Below are 21,889 nucleotides of genomic sequence, written 5' to 3'. Positions count from 1 at the left end.
TGACCTCCTCTCCCCGCCGGTCCTGACCGCCCCTCCCCGGCGGTCCTGACCATCCCTCCCCGCCGGTCGTACGCCCGGCGCCTCTGACGTCCCTCCCCTGAGATCCGGCCGGCGAGGCCGGGACACCACCACGACATAGGCAGGCATCGCGCAGTGAACACCTCCCTCATCCGCTCCGGTGGCGGCCGCCACGTCACGATCGTTTCGGCGAGTGTCGGCGCCGGCCATGACGGCGCGGCGGACGAGCTGGCCCGGCGGCTCCGCGCGGCCGGGTTCTCCGTCGACCGCCATGACTTCCTGGACCTGCTCCCCGCCTCGCTCGGACGGCTGCTCCGGCAGACCTACGCCGTGCAGTTGCGCGCCGCGCCGGAGAGCTGGGAACGGCTGTTCACCGCCCTCGACCGGCGGCGGAACCTCGCGGCGGCGGTGCGGGCCCTGAGCGGCCTCGCCGCGCGTCGCATCACCCGTACGGCCGCTCCGGAATCGGCCGCCATCGTCTCGACCTACCCGCTCGCGAGCCAGGCGCTGGGCCGGTTGCGGAGGCGCGGCGTGCTGCGGGCGCCGGTCGTCACGTACCTCACCGACCTGTCCGTGCACCCGCTCTGGGTGGCCGAGGGGGTGGACGTGCATCTCGCGCTGCACCCGCTGACGGCGGCCGAGGCCCATCGGCTCGGCGCCGCGGACGTACGGGTGTGCGCGCCGGCCGTCCGCCCCGGGTTCAGGCCGCCATCGTCCGTCATCGAGCGACAGATGGCGCGGCTGCACTTCGGCCTGCCGGACGGCGAACGGCTGGCTCTGATCACCGCAGGGTCCTGGGGCAGCGGCGACGTCGCGGCCACCGTGTCCGACGTCGCCGCGACCGGGCTGGTGACTCCGCTGGTGGTGTGCGGCCGTAACACGGCGCTGCGCGAGAAGCTCACCCGGTCCGGGACGGGCATCGCCCTGGGCTGGGTGGACGACATGCCCGCGTTGATGCGCGCCTGTGACGTCGTGGTGCAGAACGCCGGTGGTCTCAGCTCCCTCGAGGCGCTGGCGTCCGGACTGCCCGTGCTCAGTTACCGCTGCCTCCCCGGCCACGGCCGGGCGAACGCCGCCGTTCTGGAGGAGGCCGGCTGGGCACCGTGGGCACGCCACGCGGACGGGCTCCCCGAGGCGTTGTTCACGGCACTGACCGGCCCCCGGACGGTGGACGGCGCGGTCGCGGCGGACCCGGCGTCGATCGTCACCGCTCTCGCGGCCGGGCGGAGCGCGACGGTGGCCGCGGGCCGGGGGCCGGCGGGCGCGCCTGAGCTCACCGTGGCGGCGGAGGCGTCCCGATGAGCGTCCTCCGTCTCCGCCGGGCCCTGCCGGGCCCGCGGGCCACCCTGGCCGCGGCCGGAGTCCTGGCCGCGGCGCACGCGGCACCGGCGATCACGTCGATCGGTCCCCTGCGCCGCCGCCTGCTGCCGAACCTGGCCGGCGTCGGCGACCCGGGTCATGTGGCGCTCACGTTCGACGACGGGCCGGACCCGCGCTCGACCCCGGCGTTCCTCGCCGCGTTGCGCGAGTACGAGGTGACGGCGACGTTCTTCCTCCTCGGCCGGATGCTCGTCGAGGCGCCGGACGTGGGGAGGGAACTGGTCGACGCCGGACACGAGATCGCGGTGCACGGCTGGGAGCACCGCTGCATGCTGCTGCGCGGGCCCGCCGCCACGTACGACGACCTGGCCAGGGCCGTGGAGACGATCGTCGATGTCACGGGGACGCTGCCGCGCTGGTACCGGCCGCCGTACGGGGTGCTGAGCTCGTCCGCCTTGCGGGCGGCGCGCCGGCTCGGCCTCACGCCGGTGCTCTGGACGAACTGGGGCCGCGACTGGACGCGGGCGGCCACCCCGGCGTCCGTCCTCGCGACCGTCACCCGCGATCTCGACGGGGGAGCGACCGTGCTCCTCCACGACTCCGACTGCACGTCGGCACCGGAGTCGTGGCGGAACACGCTCGGCGCGCTGCCTCCGCTCCTGGAGGAGGTACGGGAGCAGGGCCTGGCGGTGGGCCCGCTACGCGATCACGCTCTCCCGAGGAGCGCCGCCACGGCGTGAGCGGTGTCGCCGTGGGCGGCCAGCAGGCCGGTGACCCGGTCGTCGCCGCCCCCGCCGGCGGCCGGCCGCCATCCGGCGTCGTGACCGAGCAGTCCGGCCACGGCGTCGCACGCCGCCGGGTGAGCGGCCACGAGGTCCGCCACCGCACGGGCCGACGCCGGAACCGGAGCCGATGCCGGCGCGGCCGGCCGCCGCGCCGACCACGGCGGAACCCAGGCGTCGACGGCGGGCAGGGAGGCCGGGAGCATCCGGCCTGCCTCCCGTACGAGGACCGGCACCAGCTCGGCCGCCTCGTCCCGCAGCGTGGTGATCAGCTTCGGGAGCCAGGGGAGCAGGACGGGATCGGGCAACCGGGCGAACGCCTTCGACATCACCTCGACGACGACGGGAGCCAGGGACGGAACCGGCTCGAGCGCCTGGACGAACCCGCTGAGGTACAGCGGGATCGACGGGACGACGAGCGGGTTGGCCAGCAGCTCGTCGTACCGCGCGCGCAGCTCGGCCACCGGCAGCAGCCCGAGCTGCGACCGGGCCGCCCACAGCAGCGCGATCCTGGCCGGCGCCTCCGGGTGCGACTGGCGTACGGCGAGTTCGAGCTGGGAGTGATCGCAGCCGAGCGACAGCGCGAGGCTCTCCATGCTGAACAGGAAGCCCAGCATGGCCGCCACCTGCCGGACGCCGGTGTCCTCGTCCAGGAACGCGGTCGGCAGCAGCGTGCAGTAGTGCGCGTATCCGGCGGTGACGAAGCGTTCACACCATTTCGGCAGGTCGGCCCGGGTGGTGCGGTAGTACGCGAGCAGCCGGCGGATCCGGCGCAGCACGTCGGGCGCGTCGTCCACGGTGCGTTCGGCGGCGAGGAGCTCGACCGCGCGGTTCCCGAGGTCGTCGGCGATCCGGCCGCCGCCGAGATAGAGGATGGCGTCCTCCACGGCCGCCAGCGCCGCCGCGGCGGTCGCCTTCGGATCCGCGACCGTCCGGCGCAGCCGGTGTTCGAGGACCTGCTCGATCGTGACGCCTTCGTACCCGAGCTCGACGATCGACCGCTGGTGGCGGCCGAGGTCCAGGTCCCAGCTCTCCTGGATGGGGCGTTCGCCGAGCCGCCGCGACCCCATGATGGGGCGTACGGCGTTGTCCGGCAGCAGGCGGCGCAGCACCCACAGCAGGTCGGAGCAGGGCCGCAGCTCCGGGTTCGCGTCGAGGTCGAGCAGGGCGCGCTGGATCGTGCGCTTGGCGAGGTCGAGCCCCAGCGGCTCCAGCCGGTCGAGCACGTCACGGGCCAGCGGCGGGAGCGACTCGTAGCCGACCTGCCCGACACGGTCGCCGCCGAGCAGGATCTCGCACAGCCGGCGCACGTCCCGGCGGCCCGGAACGGTGTCCTTCTCGATGCAGGTGACCGCCGCGTCCTGGAAGTCGTACGGCGTGGGGCGGCCCCGGCCGCGCAGGCCCGCCAGCAGGACCGACGTCTCGTACACCGCGATCGCGTCGGCCGTGCTCGCGAGGTAGCCGTTGCGCCGGGCCAGCCGGACGATGTCGACGCACCAGCCCAGCAGCTCGTCCTCGTCCAGACCGTTCGGGGCGGGCGGCCGGGACAGGAACCCGGACAGCCGGTCCGCGACCGGCCCGCCCGGATCGGGAGCCCGCCGGGCCCGTACGGCCTTCGGCTTCGCCCCCTCCTGCCCCTTCAGCCGGTACGGCGTGACGCCGCTGCCCTGCAGCGCCTTCGACCACGTGGCCGCGGCGATCGACACCGACCCGGGCGCCAGGCCGAACTGCGCCTCGATGGCGGAGTGGCTGGAGGGGATCAGGCCGTACTGCCAGCGGGTCGCCGTACGCGGGGTGATCTCGTACGGCGCGTCGGCGCGCAGGCCGAACTGCTCGACGCGGCTGGCCGCGTGGAACGCGCCGCAGACGTACAGGCACCGCGCCGGGTCGGCCCCGGAGGCGGCGAGGTGCTCGCGCATGCGGGTCCACATGTAGCGTTCGCGGTCCTCGTCCCGGTCGTTCCGGGCGTCCCGCTCCGGGCGCAGCCGCCGGAAGAGACTGCCGATCAACACCATGACCTGGCGGTACGTGTCATGGTCGGCGCCCACCAGCGGCTGCTCGACGTACTGGTCCCACCACTCGGACCAGTGCCGGACCTTGCCGTGGTGCAGCAGGTGCGCCTCGAGCTCGGCGAACCTCGGCCGCAGGTCGCCGATCTCGATGCCGACCGCGTCACCGTGCAGCGCCGCGCCCTCGCCGCCGTCCGCCGCGGGCTCGGGCTCGGGCGGGGTACGGGGCTCCCACTGGAAGACGTGGTCCGTCGAGCGGTCGACCAGCACCAGCTCGACGCCGGGCGTGTCGAGGGCGTACGCGATCGCCTGGTACTCGGCCGACGCCTCGGTGACGGGCGCCACCACGCTGAGCGGCGACCATTCCGCCGGGAAGTCCTCCAGCTCGGTGGCGAACGCCTGCAGCGCGACGGGCAGCCGGCAGTTGCGCAGCTCGTCGAGCAGCGGCCGCAGGTCCTCGCAGAGTTCGAGGTAGATGACGGCGGGCCGCTTCTCGCGCAGCCGCCGCGCCATGGCCAGCGCCGACGCCGGCGAGTGGTGGCAGACCGGGAAGATCTCCAGCTCCTCGCGCAGCGCCCGGTCGACGTCGTCGACCATGCCGGCCAGGATGCCGGACACCGGATCCGCGCCGCCGGCGCCCTCTCCGGCCCCGGCGAACGCCGCCGCCGCGTCCAGCAACTGCGAGCGGAGCGCCCCGAACGGCCCTGGCAGCGCTTCCGTGATCTCGGTCATGACAGCGTTTCCAGGGCCTGCCGGCCGCCCTCCAGGAACGCCTGCCACGGCGCGCCGTCGTCCTGCTTGCTGCGCGGCTCGATCACCCCGTGCCAGAACTTGTTCAGGATCGCCAGGTCCTCCGGGCTGCGGCGGGCGAGCGAGCCCACCAGCGAACCGGCGAGCGTCTCCGCCCGGAGCGTACGGTCGCCGAAGAACTGGCTGTGCAGGACGGCGTCCTCCAGCACACCGATCTGCTCCGCCGTGGACAGCGCCGACTCCAGCTTCTCGTCGTCGCTGGTGGCCGAGGCCGCCGCCGCGCGCAGGTCGGCGAAGCTCTGCAGCAGGATGTCCAGCAGCGTGGGCGGCACCTCCAGGTCGATGCGGTGCCGCCGCATCAGCTCGGCCGTGCGGAACCGCACGATCTCGGCCTCGCTCCGTTTGTTCGTCACCACCGGGATGCGGACGAAGTTGAACCGCCGCTTGAGGGCGGACGACAGGTCGTTGACGCCCCGGTCGCGGCTGTTGGCGGTGGCGATGATCGAGAATCCGGGCTGAGCGAAGACGATGTTGTCGTCGTCGAGCTCGGGGATGGAGACGTACTTCTCGGACAGGATCGAGATGAGGGCGTCCTGTACGTCGCTGGTCGACCGGGTCAGCTCCTCGAACCGCCCGATCATCCCCTGCTCCATCGCCGTCATGATCGGAGAGGGGATCATCGACTCGCGCGACTGCCCCTTCGCGATCACCATCGAGACGTTCCACGAGTACTTGATGTGGTCCTCGGTGGTGCCCGCCGTCCCCTGGACGACCAGCGTCGAGTTACGGCAGATGGCCGCCGACAGCAGCTCGGCGAGCCAGCTCTTCCCGGTGCCGGGATCGCCGATCAGCAGCAGGCCGCGGTCCGAGGCGAGCGTCACGATGCTCCGCTCGACGAAACTCCGGTCGCCGAACCACTTCTGCGGGATCTCCCGGTCCAGCCCGTCGGCCCGCTCGGAGCCCAGGATGAACAGCCGGACCATCCGCGGGCTGAGCCGCCAGGAGAACGGCTTGGGTCCGTCGTCGATCGACTCCAGCCAGTCGAGCTCCTCGGCGTACTTGACCTCGGCCGGGGCGCGCAGCATCTCGTCGGTCATCGTTCTCCTCTTAGTCCAGGAAGTTCTTCAGCTCGAAGACGAGCTTGCGGATGTGGCCTGAGATCACGGGCGTGCCGAGATCCTTGAAGCGCTGCCGGAACCAGGGGTTCACGCTCTGGTGCCCGGAGCTGTTCACCGAGCCGACCGGGATGAACTTCACCCCGGACCGGTGCACCGCCTGAATGCCGTCGAACAGCGGCTGTGACCGGTCGAACTCGTAGAAGTCGGAGATCCACACCATCACCGTGTTGGCCGGATCGGTGATCTTGGGGCGGGCCATCGCCATCGCGACCGGCCCGTCGTTGCCGCCGCCGAGCTGCGTCCGCAGCAGCACCTCGAACGGGTCGTGCACCCAGGGCGTCAGGTCGAGCGCCCGCGTGTCGTACGCGATCAGGTGGACGTCGACCTTCGGCAGGCCCGCGAAGATGGACGCCAGGATCGTGCAGTTCACCATCGAGTCGACCATCGACCCGGACTGGTCGACCACCACGATGAGGCGGGCGGGCGTCGTGCGCTTGGCGGTCTGCCGGTAGAAGAGCCGGTCGACGTACAGCCGTTCTTCCTCCGGGTCCCAGTTGGTGAGGTTCTTCCAGATCGTCCGGTCGAGGTCGAGGTTGCGGAACACGCGCTTCGGCGGCACCGACCGGTCGATCGTCCCGGCGCTGGTCTGCTGGACCTGGGTGCGCAGGACCTCGGCGACCTCATCGACGTAGCGGCGGATCAGCGCCTTGGCGTTCGCCAGCGCGACGCCCGACAGGTTCGCCTTGTCGCGCAGGAGCTGCTCGATCAGTGACATGCTCGGCGTGAGCTGCCGCGCCAGCGCCGGGTCGGCCAGCACCTCGCGCAACCGCATCCGGCTCACGAGGTCGCCTTCGAGCGCCGACAGCACGCCGGCCAGCTCGCACGCGCCCTCGGCGCCGAGCGCCCTCTTCAGCCACCCCGCGTCCCGCTGCCAGTCGGCAAGCCGGGTCGCGGTGACGCTGCCGGACCCGGTCGACAGCACGTTGAGCAGCAGCTTGGAGACCAGCGCGGCGCGGCGTACCCGCTGGTCGTCGTCGCCGGGGGTCAGCAGCCCGTCCAGCTCCGCCCGCAGATCCGGGAAACGCTGGACGAGGTTGTCCAACGACACGGACGGGTCGAGCAGCGCGGGCGGCAGCCCGATGTCCTCGACGATCGCCACGCTCGCCGCCTCGAGGGCCGGCTGCTCGTCGTGGTCGAACATCCGCGCCAGCAGCCGCCAGTAGAGCACCTGCCGCCGGTTCTCCTCCACCGCTGCGGAGGCGGCGGCGGCCGTGCCCGCCCTGGGATCGCTCAGGTCCGCCGTGGGGTGACTCGTGTCCGCCCTGGGATCGCTCAGGTCCGCCGTGGGGTGACTCGTGTCCGCCGTGGGGTCGCTCAGGTCCGCCGTGGGGTCGCTCATCGCCGCAGCAGCCTTCCCGCGCGCTCGCGCAGCACGGCCACGGCGTCACCGGCCCGGGCCTCGGCCTTGATGACCTTCGGATCGGTCGGGCCGAGCGCCCAGTCACCACCGTGCGCCTCCACCGGCTTGCGCTTGACCGTCGCCTGCACGGCGAGCGGCTGCAGCGCCCACCGGCCGGCCTCCCACCGGACCAGCCCGATGCAGGCCGACGAGGCCGCCACCAGCTCCGGCGTCAGCGGCCCGCAGTCGGGCAGCCGCTCCAGGTCGAGCGCGAGAGCATGCCCATCGAGGGTCAGGACGTCGCCGTCGATCGTGTACCCCTCCACCAGGACGGGTTCGGCGATGCGCACCGGATGGCGCTCCAGAGGAGGGACCGCCGGAGCGTGCGCGTCGGTGAGGCGGAGCCGCGCCGTCGCGAACGGGTCCGCCGGCTCCCCCAGAGTCACCTGGTCGTCCCGCCAGATCAGGTCGCCGCCCGCCGTGACGGGCAGCTCCGCCAGGTCGACGCTCCGGTGCTCGGCCAGCGCCTTGAGCAGCACCGGATGCGCGTCCAGCAACCGCCACAGCGCCGGCCCGACGATCGTGTCGACCTTCGCCGCCGCCACGCTCGCCCGTACGAGACGGGCGGACGAACCGTCGGTGGGTTCGAGCACGCCGTGCACCTGAATCTGCAGCGCCGTACCGTGCTCGTGGACGTCCACCCCGAGCGGGAGCAGCCGCCCGGACACGACCCCGGCGGCCACCGCCCCGCCCGTACCCGGCTGGAGGAGCAGCAGCGCCCGCGCCCACAGATCGGCCCAGCGCCGGGCGGGCACCCGGTCCATCATCACCACCGGGAACGAGGCCCGTAGCTCCGCGGCCAGCCCGTCGAGCAGCACCGCGGCCCCGCGCAGGCGCGGCTCGCCCAGCAACGCCGAGACGGCCTGGTCGGCGGAGGAGACGAGGTCGTGGTCGACGCCCCGCCACCCGGTGATGGCCAGCTCCTGCAACCATGACCGTCCCGCGCCGAGCGGACCGTCGACCGGCGGCGCGGCCGGTGGCGGCTCCCACGGGGTCCTCGTCCGGCCGAGCGCGGCGTCGAACCGGCCGAGCCGGGCATCGTGCACCGCGCCGAGCAGCGTCGTACGGGCGCCCGCGAGCAGCGCCAGCTCCGCGTCCCCGATCGACCCCGCCGTGACCTTCTCCACCGCCTCGGCCACAGCCGGGCCGAGCGGTGTGTCGCGCAGTGCCCCCGCCATGGCGGTGAGCCGTCCCGCCTGCTCTTCGGCCACCCTGGCCAGGCCGTGCACCAGGACGTCGTCGAACCCGTCCACCAGGTCGAGGGTCTCCGCCACACCCGGGACCGGGCCGTCGAGCAGCGCCGCGAGCTGAACTCCGAGCATCACCGCACCGCCCTCGTGGCCGGGAACCACTGCATCTCGGCGATCGGCTCCGTCGTGTCCGGAAGCTCCAGATAGGCCAGGTGGCGAAGGAACCGGCTGAACACCCCGGCCGCCGGCGCGCGCTCCGGCGCCCCGTCCAGCCGGCTGATCAGATCCTCGCCCTCGCCGACGTCCACCCGCAGGTAGCGAGCGACGCGGTCGAGGCCGTACTGCAGCGCCGCCTCGCTGACGAGGGCCTGCAGATGCTTGCACGGAGAACCGGTCAGCCCGCCGCAGGGCCGGTTGTTGTTCGTACCGCAGCTGTACGTGTGGGTGCCCGCGGCGATGGAGGAGACGTACACCCGGGCGATGTCCGACCCGCTGGACACCACGCCCTGCAGCCGCCCCTCCGCGAGCTCCACGAAGGGGACCTTCGCCAGTTTCCGCGGCCGCACGGGCGGGACCACCCGCACCACGCTCCGGCGTTCCCAGTCCGTCATCACCGGCGCCCTTCACCCCGCGCCCGGCACGGCCGATCGGTGACCGGTGCCCCGTCCCAGAACCGGCTGAACGAGTCCGCGGACCGTCCCGTACGTGCGCCTTCGCGCCCATCGGCGACAGGGTTCGACATGGGGAAGCCTCTCTTCTCGGGGAACCCGCGAGAGAGCATGACCGACCCCGCCGACATTTCTCGGCACCCTCGATGACGGCTGCGGAAGTGTCGGTGACCGATGCCAGAATGCCGGGCGAGCATCCTCGATCCGCACGTTCCGCCACGACCGCGCGTACGCCCGGGAACCTTGATGTTCGTGGCGGCTACGGAAGACTGGGGGCGTGATAGTCGAGACAGTGCGCCCTCGCGACTACAACGACGTCCGGTACGTGGGGCACTACTTCCGCCAGGGCGTTCTGGTGGTGATGGACCTCACGGAGATGACGGACGACGAGGGAAGGCAACTCGTCGACTTCGCCGCCGGCCTCATCTGCGGGCGGGGCGGCGACATGCAGCGCCTCGGCCCGAAGGTCTTCCTCCTGATCCCCTCCGTGCCCGCCGGGCCGGGCACGACGACCGGCGTCGTGAAGAGGCTTCGGCCCCGCGACTACAACGAGGTGCTCCATGTGGGGCACTACTTCCGTGAGGGGGTTCCGGTCGTCATGGACCTCACGGAGATGACGGACGAGGAGGCGAGGCAGCTCGTGGACTTCTCGGCCGGCCTCATCTGCGCACGGGGCGGCGACATGGAACGCCTCGGCTCGAAGGTCTTCCTGCTGGTCCCCGCCGGACTGGCCAGGCCGAGCGCGGCCGCGCTCCAGCAGGAGAAGACGGCCCCCGAACCCGCCTGACCGCCGTGCCGTCACCGAGGCCCCCGATGGATCCGGTGGAACGCACGGCCGTCAACGACGGGGTCCGTCTCCTGGTCCGTGATCACGGCGGTTCGGGTACGCCGGTCGTACTGCTGCACGGGCTGGCCGGCCACTCCGGTGAGTGGGACGAGACCGCGGCCTGGCTCCGGGAGGCCCACCGCGTGGTGGTCTTCGACCAGCGCGCGCACGGCGCGAGCGAGCGGTGTCCCGCTGACGTGTCCCGAGCTGCGTACGTCTCCGACGTCGTCGCCGTCATCGATGCTCTGCGGCTGGGCCGTGCCCTTCTGGTGGGCCAGTCGCTGGGCGGTCACACCGCCATGCTCGCGGCCGCCGCCCGACCCGACCTCGTCCGTGCGCTGGTGATGATCGAGGCCGCTCCCGGCGACGCGGCACCCGGCCTTCCGGAGGACATCGAGAACCGGCTCGCGTCCTGGCCTGTGCCGTTCCGATCGCGAGAGGCGGCGGTCGGGTTCTTCGGCGGCGGCCCGGTAGGTACGAGCTGGGCGGCCGGCCTCGCGGAACGGCGGGACGGCTGGTGGCCGCGCTTCGAGCCCGGGTTCATGGTCCGGTCCGTGGCGGAACTGTCCCGGCGTTCGTTCTGGCCGGAATGGAGGATGGTGAGGTGTCCGGCCCTCGTCGTCCTCGCCGAGTCCGGCATGTTCCCCGCCGGCGCCGCGCGGGAGATCGCACGCGACAGGCCGAGTACGCACGTGGTCACGGTGCCGGGAGCCGGTCACGACGTCCATCTGGAGAAGCCGGAGCCGGTGCGAGCCGCCATCACGGAATTCCTGCGAGAGCTCGGAGCCTGACCGGCCATCCGGACCGCCGACGGCTCGGCGAATGCCCTAGGGGAGGGCCGTTATGCTTCCCGCCGTCCTGCGGCGGACGACGGGGAGCATGACGGCGGAATTCAGGACGAGGGCGTGGCGGTCGGGCTCGGCGGAGCGGTGAGGGGCGGGTGGCCGTATGTGTCGTGGAACTGCGCGCAACTCCACGAGCCCTTGACCTGCAGGAGCGTGCCGTCGCCCTTGAGGTTGGGCCCGGTGCGGGCCTTGATGGCCCCGTCGATGGTGCCGGAGTGGTCCGGGTTGATCGTGACGGTGCCGCTCGACCCGCTGCTGCCGAAGGCTCCGCCCCAGTGCAGCTTGCTGGAGTCGGGGCCGTCGACGGAGACGTTCTCCTTGGCGATCTCGTAGTTACCGCCCTGGAGGTCGGCGTCGTTGACGAGCACGCCGAACGTCCCCTCCTGCCCCTTGATGGTGATGGGGAAGGACACGTTGTAGACCCATTTGTTGAACAGGTCGTTCCAGTCCCACGTGCACTTGGGAGCGTTGTTGTAGCGGGTGACGTGGTCGTTCACCGTTCCGGCGAGCGTGAGGTCCAGCTTGTCGCTCGAGGCCGGAGCGGGCGCCGCGGCCTTGGAGCTCTGCGGTGCGGTCGAGTCCTTGTCGTGTCCTTTGTCGTTGTTCGACCCGCAGGCCGCCAGAGCCAGGCCGGCACTCACGGCGACCGTGATACCCGCGGCACGGCGCGCTGGAATGACATTCATATACTGTGGTGTCCTTTCCCCCGTGGTGGTGCCACACCAGGGCGTCGTCCGCCGACGCCTCCGGCGCGTCATTACGAAGGCAGAAGGGGCCCCCGCCCTTCTTCCGCCCGAAAACCGAACAAGGCCACCGCGAATCCGCGGGCCGCCCCCTCCCCTTAGGCGGACAACGGCCTCTGCAGGCCAGAGCGTAAGCTGACCGGATACCTGGCACAAGACCCGTTATGCCGAAGTTATCCCTGGTCGCTCGCGCCATTGCAGAGCTCAATTGACGGCGGCCGAGTCATCGCCGAATCCGAGGCCCCACCGCAGGACTCCGCCTTCAGCCTGACGGAATGGCGAACTGCCCGGCTTCCGCGCACCTAGGCGGCGTCGAGGTGGACGGGCGCGGCGATGGAGCTGACGCGCGGCACCGGACGCTTGAGCTCACCGGGATCGGCGAACGTCACGGGCCCGCTGGTACCAGCCTGCGGCGATGGCGAACAACACGCCGATCGGTCCGCCGACGTTCCCGGTGATCACAACGCCGAGCACCGCCACGGCCGCAAAGACGCCGGTAAGGACGATCATGGTCCGGAGACTCAGCGGCCGGCGCGGGCGGTCGAGCCAACGTCCCAGGACTCGATCGTCGAGCCGGATCAGCGCCCGAACAGGATTGCCCACTCGCCACACGTCTCCACCTTCCCGAGTCCGCTTGATCAACGATAACCGCGGAAACGCGCTATCAATGGTTCGGAAACCGCCACGCCGCCCGCGGCTGAGTTCTTCGCGCCGAGAACGCCACCGGCTCAACGAACCTCGCCGGCCGCCTCTCGTACGAAGCGTTCGACTCGTTGCTCTGTGCGCTCACCGTGCTCCATCAGCTCGGTGGCGTCCTTGGCACGGTGAATCTCGGCCACCGCGTCGAGGGACTGGTCGGCCAGCTCGACCAGCCGAGGGGCTTCGGCCAGGAGCTGGACGCGATATCTCGCCCGCAACGCCAGCGAGCGCAGGCGTCCCTGCTCCACCTCGAAACGCTCGGGAAGAGGATGGGTGAGTTCCCCGCGACGGTGCAGCCAGACCTGCAACTCTTGGTGCCGGTATTCCATGACCGCCTCGGCGAACGCGCTGTACGCCGACACACGATCTCGTCGCAGGCGCTCATCTCGCGCGAACTGCTCGGCACGTCCCGCCGTTCGCCGCTGGAAGACATAGGTCAGAGCCGAGCCGAGCAAAGTCCCGGCCACCGCGACCAGGCTCGTGAGCGCACCACCCATGCCGACAGTGGATCACATCGATCGCCGGACCGCAGAAGACAGCGATCCGAACGGTGAGCGGTGACCGCAGGGCAAGATCAGCGGCGACGCCACGGCCGGATGCGACCTCGTCTGCCACGCGAACGCCTGTCGCGGGGGCGTTGATGCTGGTGGAGCCACGGGGATCCGAACCCCGGACTTCCTGCTTGCAGATCGTGCCAGCTAGGATGCCACCGCCTAAGCACAAAGCGCCTAAATCGCAGATATGCTTCCGCTGTTTGGCCGAGGGCGAGACCAGCGTCTAGTTCAATGTCCTGGATCTGCCTGTGGACCGATGGAGAAAGTCCGGGGATCGTGTACGGATACCTGCGCGATCGACGGGGAAGCCGGGCGCGTACAACGCCCGGCGATCGGCGATCCATTGATCACTTCCTGTGACTGCTCGGGAGGCACGGTACCACGGGCGAAGCGAAACGGCCCGCCTTCGCGTCTCGCGCAGTCATCTCCCGCCTTGGTCATCCGGTTCGCCTTCGCCTCCCCTTCCGGGGAGCGGGCTTGTCCTGGGACGACGGCAGGCGGGATGACCAGGCTTCCACCCCAGCCACCGATCAACCTGTGCCCGGTGTGCCCGCATCCCGGAGTCGAAAGTGCCCCCGCCGGAGACCATCCTCGGCGTGAAGGCCGAAGTGTCTCACGTTACCGCTAGCTTGATTCGGGCTGGTTGATGAGCGCATCCGGGAGGTTCGTTTTGGGCGGGTCGGCATGGGACTACATGGCGCGTTACCACGAGGATGCTTCAGTGGCGCTGCGAAAGGCGCAGGCGGAGGCATTCCGTAAAGGGGAATACTACTGGGCCTATGACGGCAGGGGAGGTTTTCCCGAGCGCCGTCGGCCTAAGTCGGTGGACCAACTCTGGGAAGATCCTGTCATTCAGGAGTTGATGACTCACTCGGTCCTGGACATGAACGGTGTCTCGCCGGCTGGTGAGGAGCCGGATATTCTTCAGGCCGCCCCGCTGAGTCCAGAGGTCACGCGCGAGGTGTTCGGGTCGGAGCGTCCGACCCGCGCGGACTATGACCGTGCGGCTGATGCGAAGTGGGATGTCATCGAGGATCGTGGCTACGGATGCTACGTGGTTCTCTACCGCGAAGACATGCCGGACGAGATCGCCTTCTTCGGAGTCACTGGGGACTAGGTTGATCTTCAATCCGTCCGGCGTGGGCGTGGCATCATGGATTCTCTTCCGCCGCTTCCTGGTGTCGGTCTTGCCGATCGATGCGCCGGCCGGGCAGGGCAGTCGCGGCGCAGGTGCCGAAACCCTCGGCGGACCCAGGCAGGGGTGAGTCTCCGGACGGAACGCCCCGGCCCCTCGACGAGGGCCCTGGGCCGTCACGCCGGACCTGGCGAGCCGGCAGCGAGCGATACGGCGGCTGCCATCTGGTCCGGGTGATCAAGCTCGAACCGACGTCTACGAGCCCGTCCGTGATGGTGATCATCTGGCGTCGTCCGCTGGTGTTGCCGTCACGGTTGCTGTCAGGCGCTGATGCACCAGTTCCGGAGGGCGGTGCTGCACCACAGGCCGAAGGTGCACCTGACCTTGACCAATCAGTTCGACCATTGTCTGCCTGAGCGAGGAGCCTTCCCAGTGACGCTGCCATCCACCTCGATTCGACTCATCGACGTAGCAGATGCCTCAGTGATCGCAGACCATCTTGCTCGCGACGCCGATGAGTTCGCCCGTTGGCTACCGGCCCGGCCGGATGGATTCCACACAACGCCCGGTCAGGTCGACCGCATCGAACAGCTACTCGAAGACCAGCGCAAGGGCGAGAGGTGGCCAGGTGTCATCATGGCCGACGATGTCGTCATCGGACAGGTAACGGTCAGCACCATCGTGCGCGGCCCCATCCAGAAGGGCTTTCTCAGCTACTGGGTCGCGTCCAGGTTCCAGGGGCAAGGGCACGCAAGCCGCGCGGTCGGCCTGGCCCTGCGGGTGATGACCGAAGACCTCGGATTGAACCGGGCGGAGGCGCATACCCAGATGGAGAACCTGTCATCGCACCGGGTGCTGAGGAGTAACGGGTTCACACCGTGGGGAATCGCCAGTGCCCACATCTACATCAATGGGTCCTGGCGTGACGAGGTGTTCTGGGAACGAAGGCTGAGCGACGCATCCCCTGGGTGAGAGTCGAACGCGGCCTCGGTTACTCCTCCCCCTGGACCAGCCACTGAAGCGGGGAACAGCGGCTGGATCAGTGAACACGTCGGTGTCGACGCCACAGCAGCGCCTGCCGGGTCATCCCTCTGCCGTCGCTCCCATCTCGCAGGGGAAGCGGGCCAGGCCTGCGAATGTCCGTTTCCATCACCTGCGCCATACGGGCAACACCCTTCCCGCGCAGAGTGGTGCGAGCCTGGCGGACCACGGCTCGGGTGGGGCAGGACAGTGACCGCGCTGCGGATCTACCAGCATGCGCCACGGCACGGAGACCACCGGATCGCCGATGCGCTCGACGCGCGGATCAAGGCGGAGCTACGGAAGGGTGACGACGATGGCCCGCTAATGGCCCGAAAGCCCCCGCCCGATGCTCAGGCGGGGGCGTTTGTGCTGGTGGAGCCACGGGGATTCGAACCCCGGACTTCCTGCTTGCAAAGCAGGCGCTCTGCCAACTGAGCTATGGCCCCTGGAGATCGCCCTACAGCCTACCGGGGGATGGGGGCTGTCCGCTCGTCACGGGGCCGGTTGATCGTCGTACGGCGTGATGGACGGTCGGTCGGGGCCCTGGACGAGCGTGGGGAGTTCGGTGACGCTGCTGAGGATGTGGGTCGCGCCGGCGGCCTCGAGGCGGCTGCGGTCGTGGGCGCCGGTGAGGGTGCCCGCGACGATGGAGGCGCCCGAACGACGGCCGCTGTGCATGTCGCTCTCGGTGTCGCCGCACACGGCGATGTGGCGGACGTCGTCGACCTGCACGTGGAGGGCCGCGGTGAGGATCATGTCGGGGTACGGGCGGCCGCGACCGCCCGCGTCGGCGGGGCAGAGGAGCAGGTCGGCACGTTTCCACCAGCCGAGGGTGTCGATGATGTGGCCGAGCGTCCGGCTGCCGAATCCGGTCATCAGGCAGATGCGCACGCCGGAGGCGGCGAGTGCGTCGATGGCGGCCTCGGCTCCGGGGATCGGGGAGAGGCCGACACGGTCGATGATGGAGTCGTACGCCTGCTCGAAGGCGTGGTTGGCGGCCTGGGCGCGGTCCTCGTCGGCGAAGACGTCGCGGAAGATGTCGAGTTTGGACCTGCCTCGGGCGGCGTGTACGCGGCCCATGGCCCGGGCGTAGGTGTCGGTGCCGGAGACGATGCCCTGGGTGACGAGAGCCTCGGTGAAGGCGCGCTCGCCTATTCCGTCATCGGCGACGGTCGTACCGGCGAGGTCGAGACAGGCGAGCGTGATCCGAACCTCGTCGTCCACGCCCACCCCCGTCTGCCCTCGCCGGCACGGTCAAGACATCTCTCAGCTGTCGGACGACGTCGCCTCGGTCCACAGGTCCAGCTCGGCCCGGTCCTGCTGAAGCCGGCGCCAAACCGCGAAACCACCGAGGGCGACCAGCGCGAGAACGATGAGCTTCTTCACGATGGGAACCCCTTCAAACCTCGACTAGCACTGCGTTACCGCAGCCTAGCAACCACCCAGGTACGTCCGTGCCGCTTCCCCCTGTGGGTCGCGGAACATCTGGAATCCATGGTTCTTCAAACGTCGAGGCGGTCATTCGCCTCTGAATTCCCGTATACCCGGTAGAGGCCTCCAACCTGCAGAACATCGGCGTCTCCGGCTCTGAGCGCAGAGGGTGACGGGCCCGCGGCGGACGCCGGTTCTCCACGTCCTGTGGATAACCGGCCGCTTCCAGCCCGCTGCGAGACGGCAGTGCCACCACCTGGGCGCCGGCTTATCCACACCCCCCTGTGGACAAGCCGCCGACCTCGCCCGCTTCCCGCCCGAGCCCGGACGCCGGGACGGTGACAGAGCGCGCAAAGCAGCGTAAGGCCACCTTGTTACCGCATCCCCGGCATAACGCCATACTCGATTCACTCAGTGATCGCTCCGGCGTGGCCCGGGCGAGCGACTCTCGCGCGTGGGAAGCCCCCCGAGAGGAGATTGCCCGTGAGACGCGCGATCGCCGTCACCGCCCTCCTGCCCGCCCTGCCCCTCCTGACCGTCGTACTCGCGACCCCCGCCTCCGCCGCGCCGCCGTCGCCGCCGAGCACGGCGACCGCGAAGAAGGAACTGACCCGGCTGAAAGTGCGCCGGGAAGGCACCCTCTCCGGGTACAGCCGCGCGAAGTTCCCCCAGTGGATCGACCAGGGTCACAACTGCAACACCCGTGAGGTCGTACTGAAGCGCGACGGCGCGCACGTCCGCGTCGGATCCGACTGCTACCCGGTCGCGGGACGCTGGTACAGCCCGTACGACGGGAAGTACCTCACGAACCCGCACAAGGTCGACATCGAGCACCTCGTGGCGCTGGCGGAGGCCTGGCGTTCCGGCGCCAAGTCCTGGAGCACCGCCAAGCGCCGCGCGTTCGCGAACGACCTGAAGCATCCGGAACTGTGGACCGCCGACGATCCCATCAACCGGCAGAAGGGCGGCAAGGACCCGGCGCGTTGGCTGCCGCCCCGTCACGCGTTCCGCTGCACCTACATCCGCGCCTACGTCAGAGTGAAGTACGTCTGGGGACTGTCCGTGGACTCCGCCGAGAAGAAGGCGATCGCCGCGGTGCTCAAGAAGTGCTGACCGCTCCGGCCTGAGGACCTCACGGCACCAGGACGACCTTCCCGGCGGTGGCGCGTGTCTCCAGCGCGGCATGCGCCGCCGCCGCGTCCCTGAGCGCGAAGGTCTGCACGGCCGGTGTCAGGCGGCCCGCCGCCGCCTCGGCCAGCGCCCTCTCCTGGAGGGCGCGCAGGCCGCCGGGGCGGCGGAGGAGCCCCGGGCCGAGGGCGACGGAGGCCGACAGGCTGCGCCCGAGGAGATCGGCCGAGGTGAACCGGATCGGTTCGCCTCCGGACCAGCCGAAGACGACCAGCCGGCCGCCGGGGGCCAGCAGGTCGAAGGCGGCCTGTCCCGCCTGTCCGCCGACGCCGTCCAGCACGAGGGTGATCCCCCGGCCGCCCAGCGCGTCCCGTACCCGGTCGGCCCAGTCCGGCGTCGTGTAGTCGGCCGCGATCTCGGCCCCCGCCCCTCGTACCCGCGCGACCTTGGCGGCTCCACCGGCGAGCCCGACGACCGTAGCTCCGAGGCCGCGGGCCGCCTGGACGAGCATCGTGCCGATCCCGCCCGCGGCCGCGGTCACGAGCACCACGTCCTCGGGCGCCGGTCGTGCGATGTCGAGGATGCCGACGGTCATGCGCCCGGTTCCCACCATCGCCACGGCGGCGTCGTGATCCAGCTCGTCGGGGAGCGCGTGCAGGTCCGCCACGCCGGCGACGGCGCGTTCGGCGTAGCCGCCACTGGCCATGCCGAGATGGACCACGACGCGCCTGCCGAGCCAGTCCTCCTCCACACCGGCCCCGAGCTCGTCGACCACGCCGGCCACCTCGCGCCCCGGCGTCATCGGCAGCTCCGGCCGGGCGAACGGCCCCTCGTACGATCCCCTGCGGAGCATCGTGTCGACCAGGTGGACCCCGCACGCCCGTACGGCGATGCCCACCTGTCCCTCACCGGGCCGCGGATCCGGCGTCTCCTCGTACCGGAGAGTGCCCGGTGGGCCGAACTCGTACTGTCGGATCGCGTGCACGGTTCCTCCTCGCTCGATGGCGTACGAGGGTCGACTCTGCAACCTGAAGTTCGGTTCAGGTCAATCTCGCCGGCTCCGTGGGAGACTGGCGGCATGGCCGACGGACACGAGCACGACCCGGCGTGCGACGTCGCGCACGGCACGGCGCCCGGCGACATGGGTGACCGTGCGCTCATCGCCGTGTTCGCCTCGCCGGTGGCCGACTCCCTCCTGCGCTTCGGCAGGGAGGTCGGATACCGCTGTGTCCTGCTGGAGCCGGACCCCGAGCGCGCGGCGACCGTGTCCCACGACTCCGCCCCGGTGGTGACCGCTCCGCCGGCCGGCCTGGACGGTACGGCGGACGTCGTCGTCACCGACCACCACCGCTCCGACCTCGGCCTCGTCCTGCGCGACCTGCTCACCCGGCCGGTCCGGTGGATCGGCGTCCTGGGCAACCCACGCCATCCCGGCCCGCACGTACGCCTCCTGACGGAGCTGGGCGTACCGGCCGAGGAGATCGCCCGGGTGCATCGCCCGGTCGGCCTGAACATCGGCTCACGTACGCCGCCGGAGATCGCCATCGCGACGCTGGCCGGGCTCATCGCCGATCGCAACGGGCGCCCGGGCGGCTTCTCCTTCTGACGCCGGGCTCGTACGGGCGGTGTTCACGCGCCGAGTTCACGTATCCACAATTCGTGAATTTCAACGGCTTGCCATGCGAGCCGTCATCGTGGATGTTTAAGCGCTTTCCTGTCGGTGATGAAGAAGGCGCCATCCCCGGAAGGAGAAGAAAATGGGTATCTTGATCGCGGTTCTCATCCTTGCGCTTATCCTCGGCGGCGCCGGCTTCGCCGTTCACGTTCTCTGGTGGATCGCGCTCGCCGTTCTCGTCCTGTGGCTGCTGGGCTTCGTGTTCCGCGGCTCGGCGACCGCCGGCGGCCCGCGTCGCCGCTGGTACCGATGGTGACCGTGCCATCGCACCCGTGGATCCTGGCGGCCGTCCCTCCGTACGAGGGGGCGGCCGCCAGGACGCGGTGCGCCCAGGGGCTCGTCTTGTCGATAAACCCGAATCAGCACACGAGTTCTTGGTGCCGCGGGTGAACATGAAAGAAAAGTGAACAGACGGCTTTGCCGGGGAGCCCGCGGGTAAAAGCCGTCACCCGCACGGGGCCCTTCCGTCACGCGAGGCTCTTGTCGAGGTGGCCTTTCCCCTGAGCCGTACGGGGACTCCCTAGCGGTCTCCTGGCGTGGGGGACGAGAGGTGTGCCACCTCCTCATCGGAGAGCCGCAGAGATCCCGCGGCGATGTTCTCGACCAGATGGTCGGGGTCGCCGGTTCCCGGAATGACCAGCACGTGCTGCCCTTGATGCAGCGCCCAGGCCAGTCGGACCTGGGCGGTCGTCGCGCCGTGTGCGCGGGCGACGGCACGGACCCGTGTGTCTTCGCCGGTCACGGCCGCACCTGCCTCGCGCCCTCGCCCGGCGATGGTGAAGAACGGCACGAACGCCACGCCCTGCTCCCCGCAGGTGCGCAGGAGGGCCTGTGCCTCGGACGGTGCACCGATCCCGTACTCGTTCTGGACGCACACCACCGGGGCGATGGCCTGAGCTTCGGCAAGGTGGTCGGCGGTGGCGTTCGAGATGCCGAGATGCCGGATGAGACCGGCGTCGCGAAGGTCGGCCAGCACCGCGAAGTGCTCGCCGATCGAGTCGACCCGCCGTCGCGGGATGCGCAGGTTGACGAGGTCGAGATGGTCACGGCCGAGCTGCCGCAGATTCTCCTCGACCTGACCGCGCAACTGGGCGGGTGTGGCCCACCACCACTCACCGGAGGAGTCCCGACCCGGCCAGACCTTGGTCGCGATGACCAGATCATCCGGGTACGGGCTCAGCGCCGTGTTGATCAGCTCGTTCGCCGACCGCAGCGACGAGAAGTAGAACGCGGCCGTATCGATGTGATCGACGCCCAGTTCGACCGCGCGCCGGAGCACGCGGATCGAACGCTCACGGTCGCTCGGTCTGCCCAGGTCGAAGGCCGCATCCCCCGTGAGCCGCATCGCGCCGAGCCCGATGCGATTGACCTCCAGATCACCGAGCATCCAGGTACCCGCGGCCGACGCGTCACCGACGCGTGCAGACCTGGTCCCCGACGCATCCTCTCCGGCACGGCGCACGACATCCACGGAACCTCCTGAAGACGATGGTGAGGCCGGTCACGGAGCAGTGCTCACGGTCACGGAGCAGTGCTCAGACTCGGCCGGGGAATCAACCTGCGCCCGAGGACGAGGGCCCCAGACACGAAAAAAAGCCTCCCTGGCGGACGAATCCGGGCCCAGGAAGGCCAAATGCTCACCGAGAGCCTATCAGTACCGATCGCAGCGCCACCACTCTAGGCAGGCGCCCGCCGGACCCGATAACCCCAACGCCTCAGAACTCGGACCATCGTCTCCGCGCCGCTGGGATTGGCGCTGTGCACGAAGACCATGCCGATGTCGAAGGGCCGCCCGCCGAACGCCGCCTCCTCCAGCACCGCCACGATCGGCATGATGCTGTCGTCGCCGCCCAGGTCGTGATCGAGCCAGAGTTCGTCGATCCGGTGGTCTCGATGCTCCTCAAGAAGCCGGATGCCCTCGCGGCTGGTGCGGGCGATCTGCGTGGCCCCTGGCAGAGCGCGCAGGTCGTCGACGCCAAGGATGATCGGCGTCCCTGCATCCGGGCTCTCGTTCACCCGGCCATCGTCGCAGCCCGGCGTTCGGCCTGAGCAGCACGCCTTCGCGATTCAGCCGAGGTCGGACGAGAGCCAGTGTTCGGGCTGCATCCGGATGATGTGCTCCTGACGCGCGAACTCGACATACGCATCCACCCGATCGGCCGGCAGGTAGCGGCCGGCCATCAACCGGATCTGGTCCTCCGTCGCAGGCCCGGTGTCGATCACCCTGCCCTCAACGCTGACATAGCGGACCGTCGGTGAGGTTCGGTGCACCAGCAGGGTGAAGCGCCCGGCAGCGGCGATCAATCCCGCCTTGCGCGAGTCCGGTGGGGTGAGCACCCACGGCACGTCACCAGGCACGAAGTAGTACCAGATCGGAACCGTCAGCGGCCCCCGATCCGGGCCCGCGACCACTGACAGCGACGCGACATGCGGCTCGGCCAGGAAAGCCTGCCGATCACTCATCGAAAGCGCCATGCCCGGAAGATAGACGAAAGCTCCGGCAGAACGACGGACGC

General features: G+C 70.4%; 23 protein-coding genes and 1 tRNA gene. 9 read left to right on the top strand and 15 right to left on the bottom strand.

Annotation, left to right across the window (positions count from 1 at the left end; all coding sequences use genetic code 11):
• Positions 1–153 precede the first annotated feature (153 nt).
• Both NDW01_RS43850 and NDW01_RS17675 read left to right on the top strand, forming a co-directional pair.
• Positions 154–1,320 carry an MGDG synthase family glycosyltransferase gene (locus NDW01_RS43850; RefSeq protein WP_252821852.1) on the top strand — a complete coding sequence of 389 codons (1,167 nt, stop codon included), beginning with the start codon at positions 154–156 and terminating at the stop codon, positions 1,318–1,320.
• Positions 1,317–2,078, top strand: coding sequence for a polysaccharide deacetylase family protein (locus tag NDW01_RS17675; protein ID WP_252821849.1), 762 nt, complete (start codon positions 1,317–1,319; stop codon positions 2,076–2,078). The genes NDW01_RS43850 and NDW01_RS17675 overlap by 4 nt, the downstream gene beginning before the upstream one ends.
• Here NDW01_RS17675 and NDW01_RS17670 read toward each other — a convergent pair.
• Genes NDW01_RS17670 through NDW01_RS17650 form a run of 5 tightly spaced genes read right to left on the bottom strand, consistent with a single transcriptional unit; the run spans position 2,045 to position 9,257 of the window.
• A complete protein-coding gene (locus NDW01_RS17670; protein WP_252821847.1) occupies positions 2,045–4,861 on the bottom strand; it encodes a DUF5682 family protein in 2,817 nt (938 codons plus the stop codon). The genes NDW01_RS17675 and NDW01_RS17670 overlap by 34 nt on opposite strands.
• A complete protein-coding gene (locus NDW01_RS17665) occupies positions 4,858–5,976 on the bottom strand; it encodes an ATP-binding protein (RefSeq protein ID WP_252821846.1) in 1,119 nt (372 codons plus the stop codon). Before NDW01_RS17665 ends, NDW01_RS17670 begins: the two co-directional genes overlap by 4 nt.
• A 10-nt stretch (positions 5,977–5,986) precedes the next feature.
• The gene (locus NDW01_RS17660; RefSeq protein WP_252821844.1) at positions 5,987–7,396 is read right to left on the bottom strand and encodes a vWA domain-containing protein; all 1,410 of its coding nucleotides are present in this window, start codon (positions 7,394–7,396) and stop codon (positions 5,987–5,989) included.
• Positions 7,393–8,778 (bottom strand): hypothetical protein, encoded by a 1,386-nt coding sequence (locus NDW01_RS17655; protein ID WP_252821841.1) that lies wholly within the window; start codon positions 8,776–8,778, stop codon positions 7,393–7,395. Before NDW01_RS17655 ends, NDW01_RS17660 begins: the two co-directional genes overlap by 4 nt.
• Complete coding sequence (locus NDW01_RS17650) at positions 8,778–9,257, bottom strand: hypothetical protein (RefSeq protein WP_252821839.1); 480 nt, start codon at positions 9,255–9,257, stop codon at positions 8,778–8,780. Before NDW01_RS17650 ends, NDW01_RS17655 begins: the two co-directional genes overlap by 1 nt.
• A 349-nt stretch (positions 9,258–9,606) precedes the next feature.
• Here NDW01_RS17650 and NDW01_RS43845 point away from each other — a divergent pair, with 349 nt between their 5' ends.
• Together NDW01_RS43845 and NDW01_RS17640 are read left to right on the top strand one after the other, a co-directional pair.
• On the top strand, positions 9,607–10,101 hold the full coding sequence (locus NDW01_RS43845; protein ID WP_252821837.1) for a cell division protein SepF: 495 nt from the start codon (positions 9,607–9,609) through the stop codon (positions 10,099–10,101).
• A gap of 35 nt (positions 10,102–10,136) precedes the next feature.
• Positions 10,137–10,931 carry an alpha/beta fold hydrolase gene (locus NDW01_RS17640; protein ID WP_252821834.1) on the top strand — a complete coding sequence of 265 codons (795 nt, stop codon included), beginning with the start codon at positions 10,137–10,139 and terminating at the stop codon, positions 10,929–10,931.
• Positions 10,932–11,032: 101 nt separating this feature from the next.
• Here NDW01_RS17640 and NDW01_RS17635 read toward each other — a convergent pair whose 3' ends face one another.
• The 3 genes from NDW01_RS17635 to NDW01_RS17625 form a co-directional block, all read right to left on the bottom strand.
• Positions 11,033–11,626 carry a hypothetical protein gene (locus tag NDW01_RS17635; RefSeq protein ID WP_252821832.1) on the bottom strand — a complete coding sequence of 198 codons (594 nt, stop codon included), beginning with the start codon at positions 11,624–11,626 and terminating at the stop codon, positions 11,033–11,035.
• 468 nt (positions 11,627–12,094) lie between these two features.
• Entirely contained in the window at positions 12,095–12,238 is a 144-nt protein-coding gene (locus NDW01_RS17630) for a hypothetical protein (protein WP_252821830.1), read from the bottom strand.
• A gap of 218 nt (positions 12,239–12,456) precedes the next feature.
• Positions 12,457–12,924, bottom strand: coding sequence for a hypothetical protein (locus NDW01_RS17625; protein ID WP_252821828.1), 468 nt, complete (start codon positions 12,922–12,924; stop codon positions 12,457–12,459).
• A 778-nt stretch (positions 12,925–13,702) separates the two neighbouring features.
• Between NDW01_RS17625 and NDW01_RS17620 the strand changes: the two genes are divergently transcribed.
• Both NDW01_RS17620 and NDW01_RS17615 read left to right on the top strand, forming a co-directional pair.
• Entirely contained in the window at positions 13,703–14,098 is a 396-nt protein-coding gene (locus tag NDW01_RS17620; RefSeq protein ID WP_252821826.1) for a hypothetical protein, read from the top strand.
• 402 nt (positions 14,099–14,500) lie between these two features.
• Complete coding sequence (locus NDW01_RS17615) at positions 14,501–15,088, top strand: GNAT family N-acetyltransferase (RefSeq protein ID WP_252821824.1); 588 nt, start codon at positions 14,501–14,503, stop codon at positions 15,086–15,088.
• 421 nt (positions 15,089–15,509) lie between these two features.
• On the opposite strand, the gene NDW01_RS17610 is transcribed toward NDW01_RS17615, so the two are convergent.
• The 3 genes from NDW01_RS17610 to NDW01_RS17600 form a co-directional block, all read right to left on the bottom strand.
• A tRNA-Ala gene (locus NDW01_RS17610) sits at positions 15,510–15,585 on the bottom strand.
• 46 nt (positions 15,586–15,631) lie between these two features.
• Positions 15,632–16,363: an HAD family hydrolase gene (locus NDW01_RS17605; RefSeq protein ID WP_252821822.1), complete on the bottom strand. Its 732-nt coding sequence runs from the start codon at positions 16,361–16,363 to the stop codon at positions 15,632–15,634.
• Between the two features lie 42 nt (positions 16,364–16,405).
• A complete protein-coding gene (locus NDW01_RS17600) occupies positions 16,406–16,525 on the bottom strand; it encodes a DLW-39 family protein (RefSeq protein WP_252785262.1) in 120 nt (39 codons plus the stop codon).
• Positions 16,526–17,053: 528 nt separating this feature from the next.
• On the opposite strand from NDW01_RS17600, the gene NDW01_RS17595 reads away from it, so the two are divergent.
• Complete coding sequence (locus tag NDW01_RS17595) at positions 17,054–17,683, top strand: HNH endonuclease family protein (protein WP_252821820.1); 630 nt, start codon at positions 17,054–17,056, stop codon at positions 17,681–17,683.
• A 19-nt stretch (positions 17,684–17,702) separates the two neighbouring features.
• Here the strand turns inward: NDW01_RS17595 and NDW01_RS17590 are convergent, their stop codons facing one another.
• Positions 17,703–18,683: a zinc-binding dehydrogenase gene (locus NDW01_RS17590; RefSeq protein WP_252821818.1), complete on the bottom strand. Its 981-nt coding sequence runs from the start codon at positions 18,681–18,683 to the stop codon at positions 17,703–17,705.
• A gap of 93 nt (positions 18,684–18,776) precedes the next feature.
• Between NDW01_RS17590 and NDW01_RS17585 the strand changes: the two genes are divergently transcribed.
• Together NDW01_RS17585 and NDW01_RS17580 are read left to right on the top strand one after the other, a co-directional pair.
• A complete protein-coding gene (locus tag NDW01_RS17585) occupies positions 18,777–19,304 on the top strand; it encodes an XdhC family protein (RefSeq protein ID WP_252821816.1) in 528 nt (175 codons plus the stop codon).
• A gap of 151 nt (positions 19,305–19,455) precedes the next feature.
• A complete protein-coding gene (locus NDW01_RS17580) occupies positions 19,456–19,629 on the top strand; it encodes a hydrophobic protein (RefSeq protein ID WP_252785267.1) in 174 nt (57 codons plus the stop codon).
• Positions 19,630–19,893: 264 nt separating this feature from the next.
• On the opposite strand, the gene NDW01_RS17575 is transcribed toward NDW01_RS17580, so the two are convergent.
• The 3 genes from NDW01_RS17575 to NDW01_RS17565 form a co-directional block, all read right to left on the bottom strand.
• The gene (locus NDW01_RS17575; RefSeq protein ID WP_252821814.1) at positions 19,894–20,760 is read right to left on the bottom strand and encodes an aldo/keto reductase; all 867 of its coding nucleotides are present in this window, start codon (positions 20,758–20,760) and stop codon (positions 19,894–19,896) included.
• Between the two features lie 290 nt (positions 20,761–21,050).
• Positions 21,051–21,389, bottom strand: a complete 339-nt coding sequence (locus NDW01_RS17570; protein ID WP_252821812.1) for a cyclic-phosphate processing receiver domain-containing protein — start codon at positions 21,387–21,389, stop codon at positions 21,051–21,053.
• 51 nt (positions 21,390–21,440) lie between these two features.
• Positions 21,441–21,848 carry a pyridoxamine 5'-phosphate oxidase family protein gene (locus NDW01_RS17565; RefSeq protein ID WP_252821810.1) on the bottom strand — a complete coding sequence of 136 codons (408 nt, stop codon included), beginning with the start codon at positions 21,846–21,848 and terminating at the stop codon, positions 21,441–21,443.
• Positions 21,849–21,889 lie beyond the last annotated feature (41 nt).

The sequence above is a fragment of the Actinoallomurus soli genome (assembly GCF_024055715.1).
GTDB lineage: Bacteria > Actinomycetota > Actinomycetes > Streptosporangiales > Streptosporangiaceae > Actinoallomurus > Actinoallomurus soli.
The sequence above is the reverse complement of the archived record's forward strand: the minus strand, read 5'-3'. Positions and strand labels throughout refer to the sequence as shown.